Origin of the sequence: Mesomycoplasma ovipneumoniae SC01, assembly GCF_000218525.1 — a bacterium.
In the GTDB taxonomy this organism is placed as follows: Bacteria; Bacillota_I; Bacilli_A; order Mycoplasmatales; family Metamycoplasmataceae; genus Mesomycoplasma; species Mesomycoplasma ovipneumoniae_A.
The window spans coordinates 1-26,125 of record NZ_AFHO01000022.1; the positions used below are offsets into that span (position 1 = coordinate 1).

The following is a 26,125-nucleotide window of genomic DNA, read 5'->3' on the forward strand; positions in this document are numbered from 1 at the left end:
ATTGCCTAAAACCGGATGCTTTTTTGAAATTACCTTATCAAACTGGGAAACTCAGGAAAATAATAAAAATTAAGATTTTAGCGTTAAAAAACACCGATTTACCGGTATTTTTGCGTATTTAGATTCAATAAAAAGTGAATTTTTGCTATCAAACTGTAAAACTCACGTATTGAAAATTTTTTAGTCAACGTACTGTAATAAAATTTCTGTCATATTTTTCCAAGATTTTTTCATTAATTTTCTACTTAGTCACAAAAACCAATTTTTTTCTAATAGTTTGCCAAGAATTTTTGGACTAACAAAAAAATAAACAGAATTTATTAATGTTTGTAAAAACAAAGGCACTACCAAAATACAAAGGGGAATAAAAACATAAATATATGGCGGAACCGGAAGGTCATAAAGATCCCAAAATAAAATTCCAGCCGCTATTAATCCCACAACTATTGCTAAAATAAATCAACGAAAAATGATGTATGTAAAGTGAGCTGTTGATTTATAATATAAGGAAATTTTTTTATAATTATTTTTCATTTTCTTCTAATTCCTTAAATTTCTTAGCAATAAAAATTGCAAAAATATGTCTAATATCAATGCTATGATCATTTTTATATGAAAATACTAAATTTGGACTTAAGTAATTTAATGATAAATTGCTTATTCCGAGCTTTTCTTTAAAAGTATTAAACTCGTCTTTTGAGCTAAATTCGAGCAGCGGCGAGTCAGATTTATAATGAGGATCAGGTAAAATTATATCGTTAAAAAATTTATGAAAATCATTATCAAATGCAACCCGTAAATTTTTAATTTTAGTGTCATTCTCAAATTCTTTTATTAATTCCAAAACTGAAATTTTCAAAGGTTTTCCATAGTTTGAGAACGGATTTTCTAAGGTTAACTCGACATTTTCAGTGAAATTTTCAGTGAAAAAATTTAAATCAATTTTTTGAATATTATTCAATATTTTGTCTTGATTTAAAACACAAATATATTGGCTTTTTTGCAAAACTGCATCAAAATAGCATTGAGAAAGTTTAGCTTTTGTAAAAGGCAAATTAAATTTGGAAATTTCTTTTAAATCATTTATAGTATTTTTGAATTCAATTTCATAATTTTGACTTAAATTCTTTATATTTGAAAGTAATACAAATTTGTTAATTTTATTTGCAATTTGGTAAACTGGCGAAGTTATTGTTAAATTTTCAAGAGTTGTTTGATATTTTTTTGGTACAAAAATAAAACTAAATTCTTCACTTTTAATTGATATATCATAAGGATCAGTGATTTGTTTATTATCAAGAATTGTTGTTTTTTTAATCCCTAAATCATAACGTAAATTAGAACTTGAGCAAAAATCTAGATCGTTAATTTCAACTGATTTTAAAAAAGTCATACTTTCGGCAAAAGGTCCGCAAAAAACAATTAAAGGGTTAATTTTTGCTAATTCATTGGCTTTTTTATAATATTTGTCAAAATTTTCATCTTTTAATTTATGCAAAAGTCCAAAACTTAAGCGGCTTATTAAAAACAATTTTAAAAATTTTATAGATTTAGCAATGGAATTATTATCAAAATAATCAACAAATTTTTTCCTAAGAAAAAGACCTAAAAGAAAATAAACTCAAACAAAGGGTAAGGGCCAAAATGCTGCAGGGCCTACTCATCATATATTTTTGTCTCAAAGTAGGCCGGCCCCAATTGCAAAAATGATAAGAAAAACCAATGAAATTATTAAAAGTATAAGAATTTGCTGTCCTTTTTGGTCCTTTCTAATAAAATAAGAGTTTGAAAATTTAATATAATTGTTCAAAATGACAGAATGTTTTGTTATTTTCATGAAATCCATCTTTATAAAAAATTAATAATATCAGACCTAATTTAGGCTGATAAAATTTTTAGTTTAAAAACTTAGTTTTCCTCGTTAATTTTTGATATAACCCGTGAATATGTGCGTTTTTGAATATCTTCTGGCAAATTAACAACATCAGACTTTGAGGCAAAAACGTCTTTTCGTGTTGATTCGCTAAAGCCATCTGGAAATAAGTTAGTTTTTAATTTTTTGTCAGATTTATCGCCATAAAGTTGTAACATTGCATCAAAATAGGACTTAAATTGGTTTTTTGAGCCATAAATTATATCATAAGAAGGTAAATTATATTTTCCATAATAACCTTTATAGTCATATCCATAAGAACGTAAAGCCAGAACAAAAGCCGCTGAGGCAGCATTATCAGAAGCAAATTGGAGTCCGTAAATTTTTTCATTGCTATCACGAATTGAAGTTCCACTAACTCCGCCACCAGAGGCAAAATTATCAATTAAAAAGCCTTGACCTGAAATCAAATAAGGACTTGAAATTTCACCTTTTTCATTAGGCGCGTGATAAACTTCAAAATATGAACTTGTAAGTGTTGGATTTGTAATAAAATAGTCAGTTATTCCGGGTAAATTTACAAAAGAACGGTAAGAGCGAGTTCATGCAAATTCGCCACCTTTTTCTCAACGTTTGTCTTCTGGGTTATTATTAAAATAAAGAGCTTCAGGTTTATTAAATCAAGGTGAAACTTGGAAGCGTCTATTGGCAAAATCGGTTGGATTTTCATAACGATCAAGCGTTCTTTGACTTTCATTTTGTGTTGAAGGCCAACCAAAACCGTAAAAATCAGTTGGCGGAATTTTTTCATAAACTTTAGGATCAAGGAAGTTTTCTTCACGGCCTTGATAATGATTTTGTTGCTGGGCAGCATCAAAATAATCTTGAGTCATTTTTTTTGCTTGAGTTTCATTGTCGAAATTAACTTCAACAACGGCAAAATCAAGAACTTCTTCAATATTTTGGTACACCTTTTGTGAAGAAAAGTCTTTTGGCGAAGACTTTAGCGCGTTTGTTCCAATTACAATTGTACGCACATTTAAAGGTTTTTCTGGTGTTTTGTTGACAAGCAGTGAGTCACGTTCATATTGGCCATCCCGACCGTTATTATATAAAGTTCCATCTAATTCTTTAACGCGAACTTCTTCGCTGTCATAATAAGTCGCAAATCCTTCGCCAATTGAAGTTGGCAATTTTGAATGAATTGGTGTTGTATTTTTTAGTTTAGTCAGAGTAATTGTTCAAGTATTATATTGGCGAAATTCCTCACTATAATTTGACTCATCACGACCTCAGACTTGAGTTTTGTCACTTGGGGTGTCATTTGCAAGACGCAAACTTGCGGCAACGTGAGCATTTGTTATGAAAAATCACTTTAGAGGATAAGATCCATTTTCTGTTTTTTCAAAGTCAAGAATTGCCGCTGTTCCAAATGACATATCTGACCGAATTACCCTTTTTACTGCATCAGGATTTTCAATATTGTCATTAGGATCGCGTTGTCGACCGTTTCTTATTCCAAAAGAAAACGAATTTTTAGCTATTTTTCGATAAGTATCATTTGGTAAAACTCGCGGTAAACCGTTGCGATTAGATCCACCGGTTAGCTTTTCATTACCCCAATAAGCCGGAACTGCTGGAGGTTGTACAAAATTATTAATTAAAATACCTTTGATTTGACCGTCACTTCCAATTTCAGGCAAAGAAAAACCACGTAATTGCGCATTTTGATAATAAGGTTGATTAGCGTCTTTTGCTTGTTGGTTTAATTTTTCAAGGACATCCGTACTTGGAAGATTAAAACTTTCAGGAAAAGGTTTTAAAACACTTGCGGTAGTAAATCCGCTTTGACTAGGAATATTGTTCAAACTTCGATGGTATTCTAGTTCTTTTTTAGGGTCATCATATTTATATTGGTCTTCAACAATACGTTTGTTATCTCTTCAGATTGAAAAAGTTTGGCCTCCAGGTGCTAAAGATGCAATTTTTTCAGGTGAAACTGGCTCAGGTCGAGGATGATTTGGGTTGGGAATAGCGCCTGGATTTGGATCAGGAATTGGATTAGGATTAGGACCTGGAGCTGGACTTTGGCTTGGACTTTGAGGTTTTGGAGTGTCTTTTTGATTTTGAACTAAACTAACAAGTTCGGAAAAAGTCTTTTGAAATTCTGCTTTTTTGTCTTGATTTTGTAAGTCATCATCAGAAAAAGTGCTTAGTTTTGATAGGATTTTTTCTGATTCTTGGTTGAATTTACCTAGTTTATCAGAATTTAAAATTTTTTTTAAATTCTGAATTTCTTCGTTAATTTTTGTAAGTAAATTATTTATGTTTTCTAAACTATTATTTTGCGGTGAGTCAAATTTATTTTTTAGATCAGTTAAAGATTTTTCAACATCACTAATACTTTTTAAATTTGAGTCAATATTAGCACATGAAATAGCAATAATTGGCAAAATGGTTGGCAATAAAAATAAAATTTTAGACCTCAATTTCATCGCTAGCTCCTTCTTGTTGACTGTTTTGGTTAGCAATTTTAGTTTGGATTAAAACATTTCCAATTTGACCACCAAGTTGAGATTTTAACCCATCACTTTCGACATAAATTTGTGTAATTCGTCTTTGGCCATTGGCATTTGCCGCCCTAATGAATGACTCAAGTTGGCTTTTTGCATCACCAGTTAAATTTTGACCTTTTAAATAAAGTGGAATTCCGTAAATTTCCTGACCATTTCGCCTAAATTGAATTTCAGTTGGCGGCGGAGGCGGATCACCAAAAGCTAACCGCTGGCTAAATTGGGCGCCATCAAAATCGGAAATATCAACAACATAAGCATCTGCACCACCAACAAGGTCGGCTTGAAAAATCATTCGCTTGAATTTTAAGGTTCGACCACCTTCAAAATTTTCTTTTGCAAAAGGCTCAGGTCAGTTTTCAACATTTATATTATAAACACGGTTAAGTTCGTCAAACCAAATTCCTTTTAGAGTTTTGATATTAGTATCAGAAAAATCTAAAAAAGTCGGTCAACCGCCTTTGCCGCCAAAATTACCTTGAAAAACACGTTGGTTAATTTTGGAATTAAAAACAATTTCAAGACCTTCGTTAATTTTAGCAATATCATCACCTTTGTCAAACCGAAGTGTGTTAAAAATTATTGAAGAAGGAAGTTTTTCACCCGCATTTCTTGTAACGTGAAACTGACTTTGATAGTCAAAACTAATAAAATCAACGTTTTTCAATGCATTTGGATTAATTGATCAATGTTGTGAAACGGCATTTGAATCTGAATAGAGTTCTAATTCTTTTAATTTGACATTTTCAAGCCCTCTTAATCCGCGAGTTGCAGCTGGATTATTTAAAAATAAAGTCAATTTGATAACTGAATCAGGAATTGCTTTTAGAATTGGATCAATATTTTGCAATGAATTAAGCGAACCAACATTTTTAAGAACAACAGCTTGAATTTTATTATCTTGCTGGATTGCTTGGTTCATAATTTTTTGAAATTTATCAAAAGCATTAGAATCATCTGCATTTAGAACAATTGCTTTTATCGGACTTCGATTAGCGCGGTCTTCATTTTGTTCATTTGGAGTGTACTGGTAAATTTGGATTGAATTGCTTGAGACACCGTTTTCTGTAAAAATATTTTCAAAATCTTTTGAAACATCAGTTTTTGTTCAACCGGTATATTCAAGGCTCGAAATTGAACTTGAAACTCGAGAATAATAACTTGGAGTGTTAAAAACTCGGCTAAGATTTTCAGCTTTTAGTCGATTTAGTGTTGGATTTTTAGCTTCATCATCATAACCTCAAGCATAAGGATTGTCAGCATCAGGTAATAAACCTTGTTTTAAAAGTTTAATTTCCTCGGCTGTTAAGGGTTTTGGATTAGCCGCTTCGCGTCTTAGACGCTCTAATTCAGCTTTATTTTGCTCAAGCCGAATTGCTGGACAATCAATTGAAGGCTCACAAGAATACAAACTAAGTCGACGCCCTTCTTCTCAACTTCTTCGCGAACCTGGGGCGTCATCACCATTTCTTTTATTATATTCTTCGTCATAAAAGCGATTTATTTCTTTTACTTGTGCTTCAATATTAACAATACGTGTTTCGAGTTTTTTAATTTCAGCGCTAATTCCAGATGCTTTTCGTTGTAAAGCAAGCTGAGTTAGCCGACTTAATTCAGTACCAACTATTAAATTTGGACCCGAAGTTGCACTTTGAGGTGCAAATTTTGGTTTTAAAGTTGGCGCTTGTTGTGGAGCGGCAATTTCTGGCTTTTTTTCTTCAACTTTTTCGGTGTTTTTTATTATAATTGGTTGCTTTGTATCTTCAATTTTTTGAGTCTGGTTAGGTTTTTGCTCTTCTTTTTCCTTAAAAATTGCATTTGTAACTGGTGAATTGAATTTTAGATCATTATCAACTTCGTTTTTGGCAATTGTTGATGGGCTTGAGTTTGAATATGTGTTTTCAAAAGCTGGAAAATTCAGCGATGTTAAATATTGATTAAGAGCACTAGCGACCGGAATAATAATTATAGGCGTAGCAACCAAAAGAACAATTTTGCCTCTTTTGGTCAAAAAAGTCATTATCCACCTCCAAGTTGTCTGTTTTACTTAAATTATAACATCTTTTTTTTTTTTTTTAGGATAGTAATTTTGAAAAAATAAGGTAAAATTATATTCTAAATTTAATTTTTCCTTAAATTATATTATTTATGTAATATCGGAAATTAAGGGCGAAATTTTACAAAAATAAAGGAGAAAAAATGCAATTTAAAAAATATTCAGAAATTCCCGAAAAGCACCGTTTTGATCTAGAAGTCTTACTTGAAGGAAAAACAATTGAGGAGAATTTTGCCGAAATAGTCCAAATTTCGCAAAAATTAATTCAAACAAAGGATCAACAATTTGACAATGTTGAAAATTTTCTTCATTTTAAAAAACTTGAAGAAGACTTTGGGATCAAATATAACAAAATTTATAATTACATTTCAAACAACATAAGCACAAATGTTGTTAGCCCTGTTTTTAGCCAACTTAATGAAAAATTTTCTTTCTTAATGTCAGAATTTGAGGCTAAATTAGGTTCACTTGATGTTATTTTTTATAAAAATGAAGAAAAAATTCTCGGCTGAATAAATGATGAACGCGTAAAACCTTATTTAAAAGATTTAAATTATCGACTTGATAATAAAAAACACAAACTTGATGATCAAGTTGAAGAATATCTTACAAAAACATCTTTTGGTGAAGTTTCAGTTTATAAAATTTTTTCAATTCTTTCAAATTCAGAAACTAAATTTGCTGATATTATTGACGAAAAAGGCGATAAATTGCCACTTAATTCGACAAATTATTTTAATTATTTAAAAACCGGAAGCCCTCATGTTCGTCAGTTAGCCTATCAAAATTATTATTCAGCTTATTTGGAACATAAAAATACTTTTGCAAATTTATTTTATCAACATATTAAATCTGCCTCAGTTGATGCAAAGACAAGAAATTATGATTCATTAATTCAAGCTTGCTTGTCTTCTGATCGGTTTTTAGAAGATAATTTGCAAAACTTATTTAATAATGTTGCTGCAGCATTTCCAATTTTTGATAAATTTTTTCATGCCCAAAAACAATTTTATAAAGCAAAATTTGGAACAAAAATGAATCATTGAGACCGTTTAGTTCCACTTGTTGAGATTAAAGATAATTATTCTGTCGAAGATGCCCAAGAAATTGTCCTTAAATCTTTAGAACCAATGGGTCAAGAATATGTAGAAATTGTCAAAAGCTCTTTTTCAGATCGTTGAATTGACTATCACTACGTGCCTTCTAAGCGTTCTGGGGCATATTCAATTGGTGGATCTTACGGTCTTGAAAAAAAATATATTCTTATGAACTTTGATTTTACAATTAATTCAGTTCATACTTTAGCTCACGAATTAGGACACTCACTTCATTCTTATTATTCTGATTTACACCAAAATTATCACAACAGTTCATACCCAATTTTTCTTGCCGAAATAGCTTCAATCTTTAACGAATTAATGGTTGATGATTATCTTTTGAAAAATCAAGATGATGATAACCTCAAATTTGATATTGTTTTACAAAAAATTTCAACCTTTATTTCTACAGTTCAGCGCCAAGTTATTTGAGCTGATTATGAGGCTGTTTTATATAAAAAAATGGACAGTGGCGAACTAACTGGATCATATGATGATTTTGTTGAAATTTACCGTCAAATAATTAAAAAATATAAACCAAATGATGATGAAATTGACGAAAAATCCTTTATTTATAGCGTAATTGTTCCTCATTATTATTATGGATATTATGTTTATAAATATGCAATTGGTTATCTTGCTGCTAATGTTTTCTTCCAGAAATACAAAAAAGAAGGAAAAACAGCAATAAAAAATTACATCGAAAATTTCCTTTCAAAAGGTGGATCTGATTGACCAAGCGAAATTCTCAAAGAAGCTGGAGTTGATCTTAGTGATCCAGAAATGTACCGTCAAGCCTTTTCGCTTCTTGAAAGTCAAGTTGATGAGTATATTCGTCTAGGTAAAAAAATATTTAATATTGATTTTTAGTCAAATTTTAAATATTTCATCCAAAATTAAAAAAGCATGTGATTATTTTTCACATGTTTTTTTTGTTTTTTAAACAAAAAAAACAATTAATTATGTTCATTTAGTCAGTCAAAGCCGTTTATTCCGTGATATCCCGAGTTTCCAAGTTTAATAAGATAATCTTAAAAAAGTCTCCAGTTTTGGCACTTTTTTAACTTTTTTGGCAAAAGTCAATTACCTATTTTAAAGCACTGGCAAAAATCAATTTATGGATAAAACAACAAAAATCATAAAAAAATACAACTACTATTTAAACTCAATGTAAATAGAAAGCTCGTTTTTACTTACAATGAGCCTAAAAAAATATATGAAGTTTTGAAAGAACAATAATTAAGAGCCATAAATTTGTAGATTTCTAAACGGTTAAATTTAAGGCATTCCATTATATTTAAAGCCATAATGGAAAAAATGGCATTATCTAAGTTTATTGTGCCAAAAACATAACTTATTCCTCCCTAATTCAATATCAAAATTTATTAATTTATTCTTAAGTTAGTCTAATTATAACTCAAAATTTTTTTAAACCAAGCATTTTTTTTTTTTTTTTGCAAAGTGGTTAATTTTAAAATAATGAAAAATAAGATTTTAGGTCAAAAAACACGGATTTACCTGTATTTTTGCGTATTTATAGTCATTAAAAAGTGAATTTTTGCCATCAAGCTGGGAAACTCAAGGTAAAAAAATATTTAATATCGATTTTTAGTCAAATTTTAAATATTTTATCCAAAATTAAAAAAAAACAATTAATTATGTTCATTTAGTCAGTCAAAGCCGTTTATTCCGTGATATTTAATAAGGTTAGGAATTTTTTGGTTGCCACTTTTGTTATAAAAATCAGAATCAAAACTTAAAATTGTAAGTTTATTTGTGATTATTCTTTCGGCAATAATTTTTTCTAATTCAGCCAAAAATCAAGTTGTATAATTATTAATTATATCTAGTTCAACAATTAGAACATCCACATTTTTTAGTTTTTGGGTTAATTTGGTTTTGTTTTCGGTAATAAATTGGCAAATTTCAGACAAGTTAAAGTAGCCAACATTAATTTTTCGAATTGCAAAAAAAATAGTAAAACATTTCAAAAGTAAGGTTTGTGAAACACTATCTCAATTAGTTCAGTAAACCAAACTTTGGTTCATTTTGTTTTTATTTAAATAAATTTTAAATTTTTCTAATAAAGGTAAAATTTGTCCGAATTTTCCAACATTAAGTTGCTTCATAATTTTGACAAAATCTTTAAATTTAGGAAAACTTATTTCTGGCAAAAGTAAAAATTCAGCTCATTTTTTATTGTCTTCTGATCAGAGAAAAATACATTTTCCTTCAAGTTTTCTTGTTTCAGGTGCCCTTATTATTTCAAATTTGTAATTAGGAAACTTTTCCCATTCAGTTGCTCGCCAAAAAAGGTCTAAATTTTCGTAATACTCATTTTTATCAATTTTGAGTTGTTTAATTCAACTGGCAAATTTTGGATTTTTAAGAGCTGATTCATAATCTAAATCTAAAAATTTATAATCTAAATTCGCTGATATTTGATCATTTTTAAGGTTATTTTTATCATTTTTAATAACTTGATTATTTTTAAGACTATCATGATCATCGTTACTTAAAATTTTCTCTAAAACGTTAATAAGTGATTTTGCTATCTCTTTGTTGTTGGAATTACTGCTAGTTGTTTTTTTAGTTTTTGGGTGAATTTCTGTCATATTTTACTTAGTTATTAATTAATTTCATTTTCATCAATAAATCAGGAAATTGTATTTATCATTTCAGGTGTTTCAACTTTTGATTTTTTAGGACTTTTTGTTTTATAGATTTTTTTAACACTTGATTCAAGGTCAATTATTTTTTTAGTTTTTGCACTTTCAAATTTATTTTTATTATTTATTTTTGTTCTAAAAATCTCTTCAAGTTCAAGTTGAACATCTGAACCACTAATAATTTGATCATCTCACAAATTATCAAGAATCTTTTTAATATAATTAAATTTTACTTGATTGCCAACTTTAAAACAATATTCAATAACATTATTAATCGCTCAATTAGAAAAACTTCTTTCTTCGACATATTCCAATAATGCATTTCGAAGTCGCGGCCTCATTGAATTTCCAGTTAAAAATAAGTGGTATTTTTCAAAGTTTAACTCTTTTTTTGCTTCATTTTTGTCGATATTTTTGACACAATTAAAAATAGTTGAAATGTTTTGGTTATTCTGTCCAAAAATTTCATAAAATTTTTTTGAAAGATTATGGAATTTATCAGTCTCAATTTGTCTAAGCTCAAATTTTTCAAAATTATTTTTAAATTTTGATATTAAACTTAAGTATCTTTTATCAGTAATTTTTTCAGTGATTAGTGGTTTTAAATAAGGATTTTTGTCAATTTGTTCAGAATTTAAAGGTTTTTTTATTTCTATTAAATATTTTTCTTTTTGGGAATCATAAAAGGTTTGAATTAAATTTAAACATTCCAAAATTTCACGAGTTTTATTAAAATTATCAAGGCTAATACTGTAAATTTTGTCCAAAAAATCAAAGTTAATTGGCTCGTTTGTGTTTTTGATAGTTAAAAAATATTGGAACAAAAGATAACCTTGAAATTTAACAACGGGAAAATAAAAATATAACAAATTATTTAAATCATTTTGATCAAAATCAGAATTTGAAATTACAAAGTAGGAATGCATAGCAAAGTGAAATTGTAGCCCTATTTAAAAATTTTTGTGAAAAATTTTGGCAAAAATGATGGCCTTTTTCACCTTGAATTTGAGATTTTGACATTATAAAATTTTATTTTATTGCCATTTAATGCCCGGTTTTTTTGTCAAACTTCTTTTTTGACCTTTTTGGCTTTAATGTTTAAAAGTAATTGTTTCCTTGATGCGCTAATTCAGACTGTTTTTCAAAAAAATGCCTGAAAATCGGCGTTTTTTGTCCATAAATTAGGTATTTCGACAAAATGGTAATAATTGTTTCTTAAATGCTCTTCTAAAATTGGATAGATTTTCTGTTCAATAAAATCACGATTTTGTTGGCTCTCAACCATAAAATCGCGAAGTTTATTTTTATCTAGGACATTATTATGAATAAAATCAGGTTTAAACTTTTTAACTATTTCAAAACATGGGTTATTTTCTGAAAAACAATTAAAATAAAATTCATCTGTATACAAAACAGAATATCCAAATTTTTCAACTGCTTTTAAAAAAGTTGTTTTCCCACTTGCGTAAAACCCAACTATTGCGATAGATTTTGGGTTGAAAATGAAATTTTCAAGCGCTTTTGCTACCCCGAATTTTCTTTTATAGCCGATAATATGAGCATGTTTTTTTAGTTTTCTGGGCGAATTTTTCATCAAAATTAATGTTTGGACAATATTTTTTGCTGAAATGTCGTTTTCAGAATCGCCAATATGAAATGAATAATTTAATGAGATATTAGCAACTTTTGAGATAAAAACGGCGGCTTGACCTTTTGAGGCATTAAAATCGGTAATTTCAATAACAAATCCTTTTTCAATAGTATAAATTTGAATTTTTTCAGAAAAAAACTCCTCAAGAAATTTTCTAAATTTACTTATTTTAAAAATATTAGGTGAAAAAAGCAAAATTTTTTTGACACTTTTTGGTAAGTCAATTTTGTTAATGTTTTTTACTTGAAGATTTGAAAAAAGTTTTGAAAAAAGGTACAAAAAACTTTTTGGAGGAGAAAAAACAATTTTTGAATCAAATGAAATTGAAACATTTCATTTTTTTGCAAAAGAGAGAATTTGTTCTACAATATTTTGATTAATGGTGGATTCAAAGATTAAATTTAAATTTTGGTCATAAATTTCGGCGCCATTTTGACAAACATAAAAATTTGCAGAAATTTTTTTACCAATATTAACAATATCAGTCGAAAATTTTCTTCCTGTTGAAATTACAATTTTACATTCTTTTGCTAATTTTCTTACTGAATGCAAATTTGTATCTGAAATTTGGGCGTTTTTCCCCTTTCCAATGTCTAAAAGGGTACCATCAAGATCGATAAAAGCAATTTTATAAAACATATTTAAACCAAATTTGCAATATTTTCAGCAAAATTATATAAAAAATGCTAAAATTATATAATATTTTAATAAGTGTTTTTTCTAGTTGAAAAAATGTTTTTTAATATTACTAAATTATAATATAATTTTGAGTTTTAGTACAAATTAAGGATTTATTTATGAAAAAGCAAAATATATTTCAAAAGATCGCCAATTTGAATTCAGATTCAAGGAAAAAACCACAAGAAAAAGCGCCAGCTAAAGCCAAAAAAATTTGAATTCCAATTACTTTGACTGCCGGTTTTTTAACTGTAATTGGCCTTGGGGTTGGAATTCCTTTGTCTTATTCAAGTGGTGGTACAAATCATCTAGAAATCCGCGATCCTAAATCCGATATAGTAATTCTTAAGTCCCCTATTTCAGACAAAAATATCAAAGTTGAAGAATTATTGAGTGTTTTTAAATCTGACAATTCAAAACAGCGCGATGATCTTCGTGAAGCTCAAAAATATTTAATTGAATTTTTATATAATCAAGAATATGAAGCATCCAAAGTCTTTCAAGCAGCCTGGGAAAATACAAACACTGACAAAACTCAAGGAAATTCCCGCCGGTTTACATTGCAGTCCTTTGAAGAAATACGTCAATCCCAACGAAACTTTCTTCATGATGAGCGTAGTAGATACCAAACCACTTTTGGCTTTAATAATTGAGAGACTGAATTCAATAAGTATTTAAATTCAGATCCGCGCTTTAATAATGCTGTTAATATTAACCAAGCAGTTGAAGCTCTTTCAATTAATGCGGCACAAGATGTCGCTTTTGCCCGGTTTAAATTGGGAATTAATAAAAATTTTACTAAAAGTGATATTGAAGATCGAATTTTGAAAGATGATATTAAAGACGAAAAAGGACAAATAGTTTATAAGAAAGGCGAAAAATTATTTGCCGGCTTAATCGAGATCGGCAAAAATGGCTTTGGTCCAAATATTGCTAGTCCAAATCCGACTTCAGTGTCAAATGATCCTAAAATTTCCGCTTTTATTACTAACTCTTTTATTAAGGAGTATGTAAATCCGACTAAAATAATTAACGAAATTTATTTTGATCCAAAAGCACCTTTGGCCGGAAATTTCAACTTTTTTGAAATTTCTCAAATTTCAATTAATGCAAAACCAAATGCAAGAGATGCAAAATCTCCTTGAAGTGTTGATAAAAAAACTCTCCAAGAACTTTTAACTTATAAAGTTTTAAAAACAAGTTCTGAATCATCACTTGCTGAGCAAGTTAGCAATAATTTGGAACTAATTGAAAATTTTAAAGGCGGAAATTCTACTGATCCGACCCAAAATAATCAAGACAAAATTCTACTTTCTACTTTAGATTATGAAAATAATAAAAGAAGTGCTGAAATTTTAGGTCAACTTCCGATTGCCTCACTTAGTCAAACTTTAATAAATAATGAAGCTGGCTATATTTTTGCTTTTTTAGAAAATTCAAGCTCAAGCGTACCAAAACAAAAACTATTTAGCAAAACTTTAATGGAAAAACTTAAAGATTTACTTTTTAAAAATGCCCCAAGTTTGCTTGTTGACCCATCTGAGTTAAATTCTAAGCCAATTAGTGAAATTAGAAGTTTAAATCAACGGCTTCATTCATATATTCAAGGACTTTCTGATAATGAACTTACTCAGGCAGGGAAAGCTTTTTTAGAAACTTTTGGTGCAGATGAAAATGATTATCGTACTCATTTAGTTTATAATTTAGGTGATAATTTGAAATTAGTGCTTGATTCCAAAGGGATGAAAGTTTTGAGTTTAAATAAAATTAGTAGCCTTGAGGAATTTAACAAAATAATTTCTCACCAATTGCAATTAAGCGCTAATAATCAAGTTGACTCAAAACAAAATTCAACAATAAACATGAGTCAACTTTTTGCCGATATTTCGAATAATAATTTTATTCAATCACTTTTAGTTCGTGATGCAAATTATCAAAAACAACTTTTAGAGTCAAAAAAAACGACAGTTGAGCAAGAAAAAACCGATTTTTTAAATTCAGTTTTACAATCGTCTGAAAATTTTTTGAATTTTTACGTTCTTTCTCAGGTTTTAAATATTAACCAAAAGTTACAAGATTATATTTCTAACGCAACTTTAAATGATTTAAGCGCAGATTTTTGGTATAATAATCAAAAAGAACGTTGGGAATTGAAAGCCGATCCATCAAAAGAGTTGCGCCAGGCGATAATTGATAAACTTGAAAGTCTTTTTCGATTTAGTCATTAGTTGAAAGGAAAATTTGTGAAAAATCACCCCAAAAAAAACAAATTTTTAAAAAAATTAGCGTTTTTCTTAGTTGTAGGCACATCTTTTAGTGCTTTAGTTTCTTGCGCTGTTAATGTTGATTCGTCCGAAAGGATTGAAGAAGACCGAAGAATAAGTTCAAATGATGTTAAGGATTTTGTTGAAAATGCCTATGTTGAAAATATTTTAGCTCAAAACATTTTCAAAACCGGCTCAAATTCACTTGCTAGCGAATTTAGAAATACAAATTCGCAATTTTTTGCAGAAGCAAAAGCGGCTTTTGATTTTTACCAAAACTACCAAATTAGTTTGGATCCAACTTATAGTTTAAAATTCATTGCCCAATTACAAAGTACTAATGCAATTTCAGCCAGTGATTTTGCACTTTTATCACCTCAGGTTGGTTATAATAAGACTTTTAATGATCAAGCATTTATTGTTTTATACAATAATTTTTCAACCGGAATTGCGCGTGAAATAAATAAAATGTTGCTAGTTAAGGCTTATTTAACTCAACTTGATCAACCAAATTTAATTAAGGATTCGCAAATTTATAAAGATGGTATTTCAGCGAGAACATCCTTTACATCACGGCAAATTTTTCAAAATATTGATCCAAATTCACCAGATTTTTTTCTAATTCACTTAATGTTAACAAAAAATCCGGTTCAAGTTTGGCAATTTGAATCAAACGACCCAAATAGTATAAGTACTTTTTCACAACTAAAAATTAAAGATACTAATACTTTTAATACACTTTTACGTAGCGAAAATATTAATTCTAGATTAACTCGCAAAGAGCAAGAATTTGAAAAACTCGGAAAAAATGATGACATTGATACAACATTATTGCTTGGATATGCTGGAATTTTGTACCGTCAAAATGCTTCTTTAGGTGACTTATCTTTCCAATTTAACGATCTTAGAGTTCAAGGTCAAACTAAATCTGGTTTTTTAGATCCAACTTCAAATCTTCTTTGGTCAGCTAAAGATTTCCAGAATTTTAACTTAATTAACCAAGCAAAAATGTTTCCTGTTGAGCTAAGCCCAAATTTTGACCGCAAAAAAACTAAAGATCAAGTTCAAATTTCTGACTTTGAGATCAAAATTCCTACCCAGATTTCAGGAATATCATATAAAATTAAAAACGTAATTCCGACAAAAGATAATGATGCTAATAAATTTGCTGTTGGTGTTATTGTCGAAATTAGTATAAATTCATCAAAATTTTATTACAATGTTGATGTTAGTTGGGATGAGAATAGAACTTTTTATAATCCTCAGATAAATGTTGAAGGTCAAGATTTACCAAAAATTGATAGTGGAATTCCGGCAGTTAGCTCTGACTTGTCAAAAATATCGGTCAAATATTATAACAAATTAGCTCCTCTGTATGATAAAATTGTTCAAGAAAATAACACAAAACAAGTCTACTTTTCGCTTGAAAATACACCTTGAAATACCCAACAAGAAAAAACAAAACTAGCTTATTCATTATATCTTGCTGATCAAGGCGGAATTTTCCGTGATGCTAAAGACTTTTTTGAATCAATTGGATATAAAATCGAAACCAAGGACCCAATTGTAAAAATTAGTTAATTGTTAGAAAACTTTAGGGGAAAAATGGAAAATACAACATTATTTTTAGATATTATTGCAAAAAAATCACCAGCAAAAATTATTTTTGAAGATGATCAAGTTATCGCTTTTCTTGACAAGTTTCCGGTTTCACCTGGCCATTTTTTAGTTGTGCCTAAAAAATATTCGCGAAATTTATTTCACATTTCCGATGAAGATCTTACTTATTTAGTAAAAATTGCAAGAAAATTAGCATTAGACCAAGTTAAGCAGCTTGGCGCAACCGGTTTTAGACTTCAAGTTAATAACGAAAAAGATGCAAAACAAACAATTTTTCACACGCACATTCACATTATTCCGTTTTATAAAAAAGAAGAATAATTATAACTAATTCCCCTTTTTTGAATTAAATCTCAAAAAAGGGGAATTTTATTTTTACATAAAGTTTCAAAATTTTTTCAATTAAATTATAATTTTTCCCGAGTTTCACAGTTTGATGAGAAAATCTTAAAAAAGTGTCGTGGTTTATTTTGGTCACTTTTTAACTTTTTTGGCAAACTTAGGAAAAATAACTATCAAAGCAAAACACTAAATTTTAAATCTAACACTCATGAATGCAAAATCTACTTATTAATCAAATAAAACAAACTAAAAAAAGCTAAAATTTTTAACTTAAAAAGCAAAATTATGAAATATTTAAACTACCTTTTTTAGTTAAAACACTGACAAAAATTATAAAAAAATACAACTACTATTTAAACTCAATGTAAATAGAAAACTCGTTTTTACTTAAATTGAGCCTAAAAAAATATATGAAGTTTTGAAAGAACAATAATTAAAAGCCATAAATTTGTAGATTTCTAAACGGGTAAATTTAAGGCTTTCCATCATATCTAAAAATATAATGGAAAATTCGCATTATCTGAGTTTTTATGGCAAAAACATAACTAAGTCCCCCTTAATTCTAATATCAAAATTTATTAATTCATTCTTAGTGAGTGTTATTATAACATAATTTTATTTTAGACCAAACATTTTTTTTTTTTTTTTTGCAAAGGGTTAATTTTAAAATAATAAAAATTAAGATTTTAGCGTCAAAAAATACGGATTTACCGGTATTTTTGCATATTTATATTCACTAAATGTGAATTTTTTGCATCAAACTGGAAACTCAGGTTTGAATTATTCCTAAAAACGGGAATTTTATTTTACATAAAGTTTCAAAATTCTTTCAACTAAATTATAATTTTTTGCTCTTAGGGCGATTCCGGAAGTCAAGTGGGAAGTAAGCCCGAATTGATCATAAAAAAGTGAATTGACATTGCCATTTACAGTTAAAATTGAACGATTAATAAAAGCAAGACTTCCATCTGCATTAAAAATTCCACTTCCTGATGCTCCAGGTCCGTTTGTTGCAAAAAAATTAGCGGCAATTAAACGTGGGTCACCATTATCTCGGCGAAAATTTACCCCTTTAAAAACATTTTTTGAAAATAAATTATTTGCCCAAAACATCCCTATTTTTGTTGTATAGTCAAAATCACCATCGTCTCAAATTCGGTCTGAAATTTTCAGCGGCGGAAATTTTGAAATTTTTTGTCAATATTTTTTAAATTCAGCAAAACTGTTGACAAAATTTTGGAATTTACCGTTTTGAAGCGAATAAGTTGAATTTATAAAACCTTGTTGGTGTTCGCTAAAATATTTTATAAGTTTATCAACATCGTTTATAAATTTTGAGTAATTAAAATAAAAAACGGCAATGTCAAAGTCGTAATTGTCTCATTCTGCCAGCTCAAAATAATTTTGATACAAATTTTCCATATACTCATCAATTTTTACATTACTTTGTGGACTAAATGGTAAGTTATGTACTCCATTTTTTAATTTTTCTTCTTGTTCAAAAAGGCGAAATAAAATGCGATTATCTAGTTCTTTTATCTTAAAATCATCATAATATTGTAAAAACTTGATTAGTCTTGCATTTAGTTGGTTTTGGCCAACTTTTTTATTCATTAGTTTTCAAAAAGGAATTTTGGTTCCTTGTGGGTGAATAACGTGAGCATTAGTTAAAAAAGCAGCTTTTTCGGAATTTGCGTTTAAAAAAATACCTGTTCCGGGCGCAAAGCGAATGTTTCTTGTGAAAATATTGGAAAATCTTTTTTGCTCAAGACTATCAGAATTAAACCCAAATCAACGTAAATTATAATAATTTCCTAAAGCGCGGCGGTTAAAATAAGCAAAATGATTTTGTTTAGCATTAATATCACCAACTAAATTTGGGTTCATTCTATCAAGTAAATAAACTTTTAAATTATCATTTTGCTGCCCAAGAAAGGTGTTTTGGTTTTCTTTTTTAACAACATTTTCCCAATTTCTAAGAAAATAGCGGCTATAATTCGAAACTAGATTGTTTGGGGCTTTAAAATCATTTCTTTCAAGATCTGATAATAAATCTGTGCGGAAATTTCGCACTGATTTATTATTTACTTGAACAAAATCAAAAATAGGTTGAGTTTGTTCAACTGATTCAAAATCATTTTCATTTTCAGGTTTAACTTCCGTGTCAGTTTGTATTTTTTCAGTTGTTTCTTTTTTTTCTTCAGAACCCGGTTTTAATGAATCGATTTTTTCTGGTTGTTTTTGGTCATCTTCATTAATTTCAACTTTGGGCGGGTTATTTTCAACTTTGGGCGGTTTAGTTTCAACTTCTGGTAAATTATCTTCAACTTTGGGCGGTTTAGTTTCAACTTTTGGCGGTTTAGTTTCAACTTTTGGCGGATCAGTTTCAACTTTGGGTAGTTTATTTTCAACTTCTGGCAAATTTTTTTCAACTTTGGGCGGATTAGTTTTTATTAACTCAATTTGCGAAGTGCAACTTATAACTACAAAAGGACTTAAAAAACCTAAATAAAACAGATATTTTGATAAGTTTTTCATAATATATCTCTCTATTAGTTATAAATTAGCAATTTTTAAATTTTAAATTCAAAAAATTACTTGGATTTTATAAATTATACTATATAATTTTTAAATATTCAAAATTTTATCAATTTACAATTTAATCAAAAAAGGAAATCTCATGAAAATTCAAAGCGCCCGAAAACTTGGTTTTTTTGCAGCCTTATCAATGCTTGTTGGCTCAGTTGTTGGAATCGGAATTTTTTTCAAAAATAATAGTATCGCAGCAACCACTAATAATAATGGCTATGCTTGACTTTTTGCTTGAATTATTGGAGGAATAATTTCGCTTTTTGCTGCAATTAGTTTTTCAGAAATTAGCTTTTTAAAACAAACCAAACTAAATGGACTAGCAAACTGGTCCTACCAAATTGGTGGCAAAAAAAGTGGTTATTTTGTCTTATTTAGTTACGGATTTTATTATTTAGGAATGCTAAGCCTAATTTTAGGAATATTTTCGTCTGAAATTACAATTTGGTTTATTCAGACAGCTAGTGGCTCTGGTTTCTCATTTCCGTTTTGGGCGCACATATTATTAGGTGCTTTTTTTACTATTTTGTTTGTAATAACAAATTATGTTTCTGTTAAATTTTCCGGATATATTGCCCTTGTTTCAACAGTTTTAAAATTTGTTCCATTAGTTGTTGCCGTCTTTGCTGGGATTTTTTTTCCTACAACTCATAATGACGGTGGTTCTAGTGCTTTTGTAGTAACCGAAAAAAATAGTTTTGATTTTTCAAAATTAGTGCTTGCCCTTCCAGCTGTTTTGTTTGCTTATGATTCATTTCTTTCAGTTGGTTCAATTCATAATAAAGTTCAAAAAGCAAACAAAAGAGTCCCTTTGATTATTACAGTGGGAATGATTTTAATCGTTAGCGTTTATACTCTTATTGGTTTATCATCAGCGTTGCATAATAAGGGAACAATTTCAGGTCTAATTAGTGACGTTTTCCCGGCTAATGCAGCCCGAGGCATTACTATTTTTGTAGCTTTTTTCCTTTTAATTTCAACATACGGAGTAACTAATTCTTTAAATGCTGCATTTGTAAATCAAGTTAGAGATCTTGTAAAATTAAATGCAATTGTTGGAACTTATAGTTTAAAAAAGAAATATTCTAATGAAAAAGTTACAATTTTTTATCTTTTTATTACATTAGTGTTTTGGGCGCTTGTTATTTATATCCCTTCGCTAGCCATTAAACTTCCAACAAAAGATGGAACAGGAATTGGATTTGGTAGTGATGTTATTGTTGATTCGATGTCCAATTTCCCTTCACTAATTTTCTTTGGTGTATATATGGCAATTATTGTCGCCTATTCACGCAAAAAAATAAAGTATCCTAATTTAATTGAGCGTAAAATTAACCCAAAATTATATTGAATTTCAGCAATAATTTCTTCAAGTTTAATTCTAATAGCCGTTGTTGCCTTTATTTATTCACAAATTTATGCAGTTGCAACACAAGCTCATTCTTCTTCTGGTGCTGGAGTTTTTGCTGATAATGGTTTAATGCTTACAAATATTGGTAGTTTTCTAATTTTTATTACACAAATATTAATATTTGTTTCTTTCCCTTATATTAATTACTTATTAATTTCTAAAGTTGATAAATTTGATTTGTTTGATAATTTTGACTCAGCTAAAATTGAAAAAGCTGAATAAAAATCAAATCTATTAAGAAATTTATTTAACCTGTTTTTCATTTTTATTTATTTAAGAATAGTAATTTTGTTAGTTAAATTTATGTTTACTTACAAAAAACGCCTCACAAGTTTCCCAGTTTGATGAAATAATCTTTAAAAAGTGTCCGATTTTTGGGCACTTTTTAAACTTTTTCGGCAAACTCACGAAAAATAACTATCAAAGCAAAAACACTAAATTTTAAATCTAAACATCAAGAATGCAAAATCTACTTATTAATAAAATGGTAATGTTAAATATTTTGTGTTTTTAAAGCAAATCTATTTTGATAAAATTTATCATAAAGGACAAAAATATGAAAAAACAGAAAAAAACATTATCCCCATTTGAGTTAGAAGCTAAAAAGCTTGTTGACAAATACGCTGATTATAAAAAATTAAGAAAAGAAGATTTTCACAACGAAATTTCGCATATGTTTAAAACTTTTACTGAGGCACTTTTAAAGGCGGAATTAAGTCAACATTTAGGCTATGAAAAAAGCAACCGAAGCAAAAAAGGCGTGCATAGACCGAATAAGCGAAACGGATTTTCGGACAAAACTGTGAATTATAATAGTAATAATTTTAATCTAAAAATACCAAGAGATCGAAATGGCACTTTTGAGAACAAATTACTCGGTAAATACGAAACAAATTTAGGCGATATTGAAGAGCAAGTGTTTTCACTTTTTGCATCAGGAATGTCATATGAAAATATTGTTAACACAATAAAAAGTATCTATAAAAAAGAAATAAGTAATGCCTGAATTTCTTCAGTTACTGACAAATTATTGCCCGAAATTGAAAAGTGAAAATCACGAAAAATTGAGAATTCCTATCCAATTTTGTACATTGATGGGATGTTTTTTAATGTCAAAGAAAACGGTGTTTTTGTTAAAAAATCACTTTATCTTATTCTTGCAATTGATTGGGACGGAAATAAAAAAGCACTGGGATTTTGGATTAAAAATACCGAATCAGCAAGTAATTGACTTGATGTTTTTAACGAACTAAAAATTCGCGGGCTGGAAGATGTTCTAATAATTTCTTGCGATAATCTAAGTGGAATTACTCAAGCAATTGAAGCGGTTTTCCCGCAAGCAGATGTTCAAAAATGTGTTGTTCACCAAATTAGAAACTCGCTTTTAAAAGTTTCTAACAAAGACAAAAAAGAGTTTGTCCTTGATATGAAAAAGATTTATCAAGCGGCTAATCAAGAATTTGCAATGCAAAATCTTGATAAATTTGCAGAAAAATGAGGCCAAAAATATCCTTCAATTATCAAGTCTTGGTATACAAATTTCGTTGAACTAACGACATTTTTTAAATATACATATGAATTGAGGCAAGCAATTTATACGACAAATTTAATTGAATCAATGAATAGATTAATTAGGAAAAATACAAAAACAAAAGGCGGAATTCAAAGTGTAAATTACCTTTCAAAAATAACTTATTTAACTCTCCAAAACGCATCTACAAAATGACAAAAGGTAAGAAATTGATTCATGATTAAAAAACAATTAGAAATTATTTTCCCTAATCGGTTAAATAATGTAAAATTAAATTAGATTACATTTCTATTTGAAAAATGCAGAAAAATTTAAAACACAAAATTATGAACACTCCCAATAAATAAGGCAAACTAAAAAAGCAAAGTTATAAAATATTTAAACTGCTTTTTTAGTTTAAAACACTAACAAAAATCATGAAAAAATACAACTACTATTTAAACTCAATGCAAATAAAAACTCGTTTTTATTTGCATTGAGCCTAAAAAAACATATGAAGTTTTGAAAGAACAATAACCAAAAGCCCTAAATTTATAGATTTCTAAACGGGCAAATTTAAGGCATTCCATCATATTTAAAAATATAATGGATAATTCGCATTTTTTGATTTTTTTATGACAAAAACATCCTTGATTCCTCCCTAATTCAATATCAAAATTTATTAATTTATTCTTAAGTGATGTTAATTATAACATAACTTTATTTTGCGCCAAGCATTTTTTTCAAGTGTTAATTTTAAAATAATAAAAATTAAGGTTTAGCGTCAAAAAACCCGGATTTACGGGTATTTTTTCATATTTACATTCACTAAAAAGAGAATTTTGCCATCAAACTTGCAAACTCAGGAAAATATGTCTGAATTTTAGTACAGTTTATTTTTAGCGATTGATTAACATAATAACTTATTCTTTTAAAAAACAATTTTTTAGGTATTTTTTCCTAAAAAATTTTTAATATATAGTATAATTATAGTAATAAAGAATTAATATTGTATATAAAAAAAGGAAAAAACATGAAGAATAAGTTAAAGTTTTTTAAGTTTATCACTAATATTGTCGCCTTTTCTTGATTAAACCTAAGTGTTTTTGGGTCGTTTCGGCATTTTCAAAATAGAAAAAACTATTTAGATTTTAAAGTCAAAGTCCTTGATTTAGATTTATTAAAGTCAAAAAATCACTAATTTTGATAATTTAGTGCAAATTTTTTAGCCAAAAACCAACAAAATTAGCTTGTTATCAATCCAAATATTAAAAAAACCAAACACATCTAAACAGAACAAGCACTAATTTAACCCCCTAATTTAGATGATATTAAAATTCAAATGAATCCAGATGCTTTCTAATTTTAAATAACTCTTTACTGAATTTCTTAACAAAGAAAGTGAACTACATTCTGAAAAGGTGTACTAAAACTAAAATTTGAAGGCTATGTTGCTGAATTTAGAGAACCTCAAAACCAAATTTGTGTTGAAAAATCTTCTTTTTTATAAATTACTATATTAATAATAAAAAATATTAACCATTGAAAAGGTGAGTGTTTCTTATGAAAAACCAAGTAAATTTTTTAGCATTTAAGGCAAAAAAACTGTTAGAAAAACTAAAATATTTAGAAATTAATATTAAATCTTTTTGTTCAACTGATAATATGTTCAATCACGATGATTTTATGCGTAATAATTGCCGCGAAAACTACCGAGGAATACCAAATTTTTTATGAGTTTACCTTACAGATAATTGTTCTATTAGTAATAACCCAATCGAAACAGTTATTGGCATAAACTATAAACAAAATGATTATGTTTATAATTTAAAGTTAGAAGATATACTAAAAACTACTTTTTTTTCTAAAGAACTCATAAGTTTTCATTTTTACAACCAAATCAAACCCATAATCGATGAATGAGAAGATAGTATGCCTTGGCCATTTGCTGGAGGAGAGGATAATGATTACACAAAGCAAGGCTATTTTTCTGAAGGTTTGTATGACACTAAGGGTTCAAGGATGGTTGTTGTTGCCTTTGAAAATTTTGGTGATAAGAAAAAATGTGAATTTTCAATTTCTTATCCTACCCTTTTTCGAGCAATTTTTAAATCAAAAAATAAACTAAGAGAAATTGAAAATTTAATTATCAAAGAAATTCAGGAAAGTGTTCCTTATGCAAAGCCAAAAAATTTAGCAAATTATGGTGAAAAAATCTTTGATTTTTTATCAAATATATATGAATATAACTCAGAGTTTCTAGATATAAATAAAGCATATTTAGGCAAAAATGTAGAAAATATCTACAATTTGTTATTAAAAGAGAATTATAATTTTAGTGAAAAAACCCGAATTCAACCAATTCAAAATGTATTTACTTTTGAAACTTATGAAAATTTGCTTAAAAAATTTGAAAAATATGGGATTAAAAAACTGGATTTAAACATTGAAAATCGTGATAAATTTATTCTTAGTTGGTTTGATAAATTTGGACCGGAATATCGAAAGTATTGTAGCGAACTTTTTGGTAAAGAAGGCCAATTTTATTATGATAATTTGAATAAATGAACAAATAAGATTGAATTTATCTATTTATTGCAAATTTTATTTGGACCTAGATATGATGTAGATACTGAGTATTTTCATAGTGAACCTGATTTTTTCATTTTACCAAGTTGGGCTAAACTAAAACTTGAAAATTTCCAAATTTTTTACTTTGGAGGGCAAGAATATGGACTTTTTGATGAAATAATTGAACAATTTGACTCGAAAAAACCAGTTTTTTGATTCAAACCATATTATCGCTCAGCTTATAGAACAAGTGTTGGTTGAATTTCACCAATTTCCTTAAAAAATTTTATTTTATTATATGATGACGGGCAAAAAATTTATTACTGAATTGGCCACTCAAATTTATATGATGATATTTATCAAGGTAAATATGAAATTTTAAAATATTATTTTAAACAAAAATTAGTCAAACTTGAACAAGATATTTTTCTGCGCGATAGTCAAGATCCACCGTTCTTTGTTTATTTTACAACAAATCATGATTATCTAACTAAAAATGTAATGGGGTCTTCAATCGAAGAACTAATTTTATTTCGTGATGCAGTGAAAAAATATGAACAAGAAACTCTTGATGAGTACCAATCTTTTCGAAAATTTGTAAAAAATTCAAGTTTTTATAACGAGCAGGAAAAAGCATTAATTTTAGAAAGACACTTTGATTTTTCTTGAGATTATGGTAGTAAAAATTGTTACTATGATGAAATAGAAAAAATAGATTTTCGTGGGTATAAAAGCAAAAAATATCTTGAAATGAAAGGAAAATCGTAGATCTTTTTGTTAATTAATAAATTTAATGATAAAAGATTTAAGTTTATTTTTAAAATTTTTAACTTGTTTTTCATTTTTATCTATTTAAAAGTAGGAATTTCGCAGCTAATTTATGTTTATTTGCAAAAATGCGCCCGAATTCTAGTGTAATTTATTTTTAGTAATTGATTAACATAATAAATTATCATTTTAAAATACAGTTTTTTCAGGCGTTTTTCTTAAAAAGTTTTTAATATATGTTAGAATTTTAATACTAAAAATTTTCATTTAAAAAAAGGAAAAAACATGAAGAAAAAGTTAAAGTTTTTTAAGTTTGTCACTAATATTCTCGCTTTCACTTCACTGACACTAAGCGTTTTTGGTCCGCTTTGACATTTTCAAAATACAAAAAGCTATTCAGATTTTAAACTTGAAACTCGTGATATAGATTTATCAAATTCAAAAAAACCGGTA

General features: G+C 28.2%; 15 protein-coding genes. 7 read left to right on the forward strand and 8 right to left on the reverse strand.

The window, feature by feature from the left end; translation table 4 throughout:
• Window positions 1-180: 180 nt before the first annotated feature.
• The 4 genes from MOSC01_RS0103570 to MOSC01_RS04325 form a co-directional block, all read right to left on the reverse strand.
• Window positions 181-534 carry a hypothetical protein gene (locus tag MOSC01_RS0103570; protein ID WP_010321421.1) on the reverse strand — a complete coding sequence of 118 codons (354 nt, stop codon included), beginning with the start codon at window positions 532-534 and terminating at the stop codon, window positions 181-183.
• Window positions 524-1,837 (reverse strand): hypothetical protein, encoded by a 1,314-nt coding sequence (locus tag MOSC01_RS0103575; protein ID WP_010321422.1) that lies wholly within the window; start codon window positions 1,835-1,837, stop codon window positions 524-526. The genes MOSC01_RS0103570 and MOSC01_RS0103575 overlap by 11 nt, the downstream gene beginning before the upstream one ends.
• A gap of 71 nt (window positions 1,838-1,908) precedes the next feature.
• Window positions 1,909-4,368 (reverse strand): Ig-specific serine endopeptidase MIP, encoded by a 2,460-nt coding sequence (gene mip / locus MOSC01_RS04320; protein WP_010321423.1) that lies wholly within the window; start codon window positions 4,366-4,368, stop codon window positions 1,909-1,911.
• Window positions 4,352-6,466 (reverse strand): putative immunoglobulin-blocking virulence protein, encoded by a 2,115-nt coding sequence (locus tag MOSC01_RS04325; RefSeq protein ID WP_010321424.1) that lies wholly within the window; start codon window positions 6,464-6,466, stop codon window positions 4,352-4,354. Before MOSC01_RS04325 ends, mip begins: the two co-directional genes overlap by 17 nt.
• Before the next feature lie 179 nt (window positions 6,467-6,645).
• Here MOSC01_RS04325 and pepF point away from each other — a divergent pair, with 179 nt between their 5' ends.
• On the forward strand, window positions 6,646-8,469 hold the full coding sequence (gene pepF, locus MOSC01_RS0103590; protein ID WP_010321425.1) for an oligoendopeptidase F: 1,824 nt from the start codon (window positions 6,646-6,648) through the stop codon (window positions 8,467-8,469).
• A gap of 782 nt (window positions 8,470-9,251) precedes the next feature.
• On the opposite strand, the gene MOSC01_RS0103595 is transcribed toward pepF, so the two are convergent.
• The 3 genes from MOSC01_RS0103595 to MOSC01_RS0103605 are packed head-to-tail and all read right to left on the reverse strand — an operon-like array spanning window position 9,252 to window position 12,558.
• On the reverse strand, window positions 9,252-10,214 hold the full coding sequence (locus tag MOSC01_RS0103595) for a hypothetical protein (protein ID WP_010321426.1): 963 nt from the start codon (window positions 10,212-10,214) through the stop codon (window positions 9,252-9,254).
• A 14-nt stretch (window positions 10,215-10,228) separates the two neighbouring features.
• Window positions 10,229-11,194, reverse strand: a complete 966-nt coding sequence (locus MOSC01_RS0103600) for a DnaD domain protein (RefSeq protein WP_010321427.1) — start codon at window positions 11,192-11,194, stop codon at window positions 10,229-10,231.
• A gap of 20 nt (window positions 11,195-11,214) precedes the next feature.
• The gene (locus MOSC01_RS0103605) at window positions 11,215-12,558 is read right to left on the reverse strand and encodes an HAD-IIB family hydrolase (protein WP_010321428.1); all 1,344 of its coding nucleotides are present in this window, start codon (window positions 12,556-12,558) and stop codon (window positions 11,215-11,217) included.
• Window positions 12,559-12,716: 158 nt separating this feature from the next.
• On the opposite strand from MOSC01_RS0103605, the gene MOSC01_RS0103610 reads away from it, so the two are divergent.
• From MOSC01_RS0103610 to hinT, 3 genes are read left to right on the forward strand one after another with little or no spacing between them, the layout of a single operon-like run.
• A complete protein-coding gene (locus tag MOSC01_RS0103610; RefSeq protein ID WP_010321429.1) occupies window positions 12,717-14,825 on the forward strand; it encodes a HinT-interacting membrane complex protein P80 in 2,109 nt (702 codons plus the stop codon).
• A 15-nt stretch (window positions 14,826-14,840) separates the two neighbouring features.
• The gene (locus MOSC01_RS0103615; protein WP_010321430.1) at window positions 14,841-16,442 is read left to right on the forward strand and encodes a HinT-interacting membrane complex lipoprotein P60; all 1,602 of its coding nucleotides are present in this window, start codon (window positions 14,841-14,843) and stop codon (window positions 16,440-16,442) included.
• Between the two features lie 24 nt (window positions 16,443-16,466).
• On the forward strand, window positions 16,467-16,802 hold the full coding sequence (gene hinT, locus MOSC01_RS0103620; protein ID WP_010321431.1) for a histidine triad protein HinT: 336 nt from the start codon (window positions 16,467-16,469) through the stop codon (window positions 16,800-16,802).
• An 822-nt stretch (window positions 16,803-17,624) separates the two neighbouring features.
• On the opposite strand, the gene MOSC01_RS0103625 is transcribed toward hinT, so the two are convergent.
• A complete protein-coding gene (locus MOSC01_RS0103625; protein WP_010321432.1) occupies window positions 17,625-19,361 on the reverse strand; it encodes an Mhp366/Mhp367 family surface (lipo)protein in 1,737 nt (578 codons plus the stop codon).
• 142 nt (window positions 19,362-19,503) lie between these two features.
• Here MOSC01_RS0103625 and MOSC01_RS0103630 point away from each other — a divergent pair, with 142 nt between their 5' ends.
• From MOSC01_RS0103630 to MOSC01_RS0103645, 3 genes are all read left to right on the forward strand, one after another.
• Entirely contained in the window at window positions 19,504-21,045 is a 1,542-nt protein-coding gene (locus tag MOSC01_RS0103630) for an APC family permease (RefSeq protein ID WP_010321433.1), read from the forward strand.
• 334 nt (window positions 21,046-21,379) lie between these two features.
• Window positions 21,380-22,633, forward strand: a complete 1,254-nt coding sequence (locus MOSC01_RS0103635; protein ID WP_010321434.1) for an IS256 family transposase — start codon at window positions 21,380-21,382, stop codon at window positions 22,631-22,633.
• Window positions 22,634-23,896: 1,263 nt separating this feature from the next.
• Window positions 23,897-25,672: a hypothetical protein gene (locus MOSC01_RS0103645; protein WP_010321436.1), complete on the forward strand. Its 1,776-nt coding sequence runs from the start codon at window positions 23,897-23,899 to the stop codon at window positions 25,670-25,672.
• Window positions 25,673-26,125 lie beyond the last annotated feature (453 nt).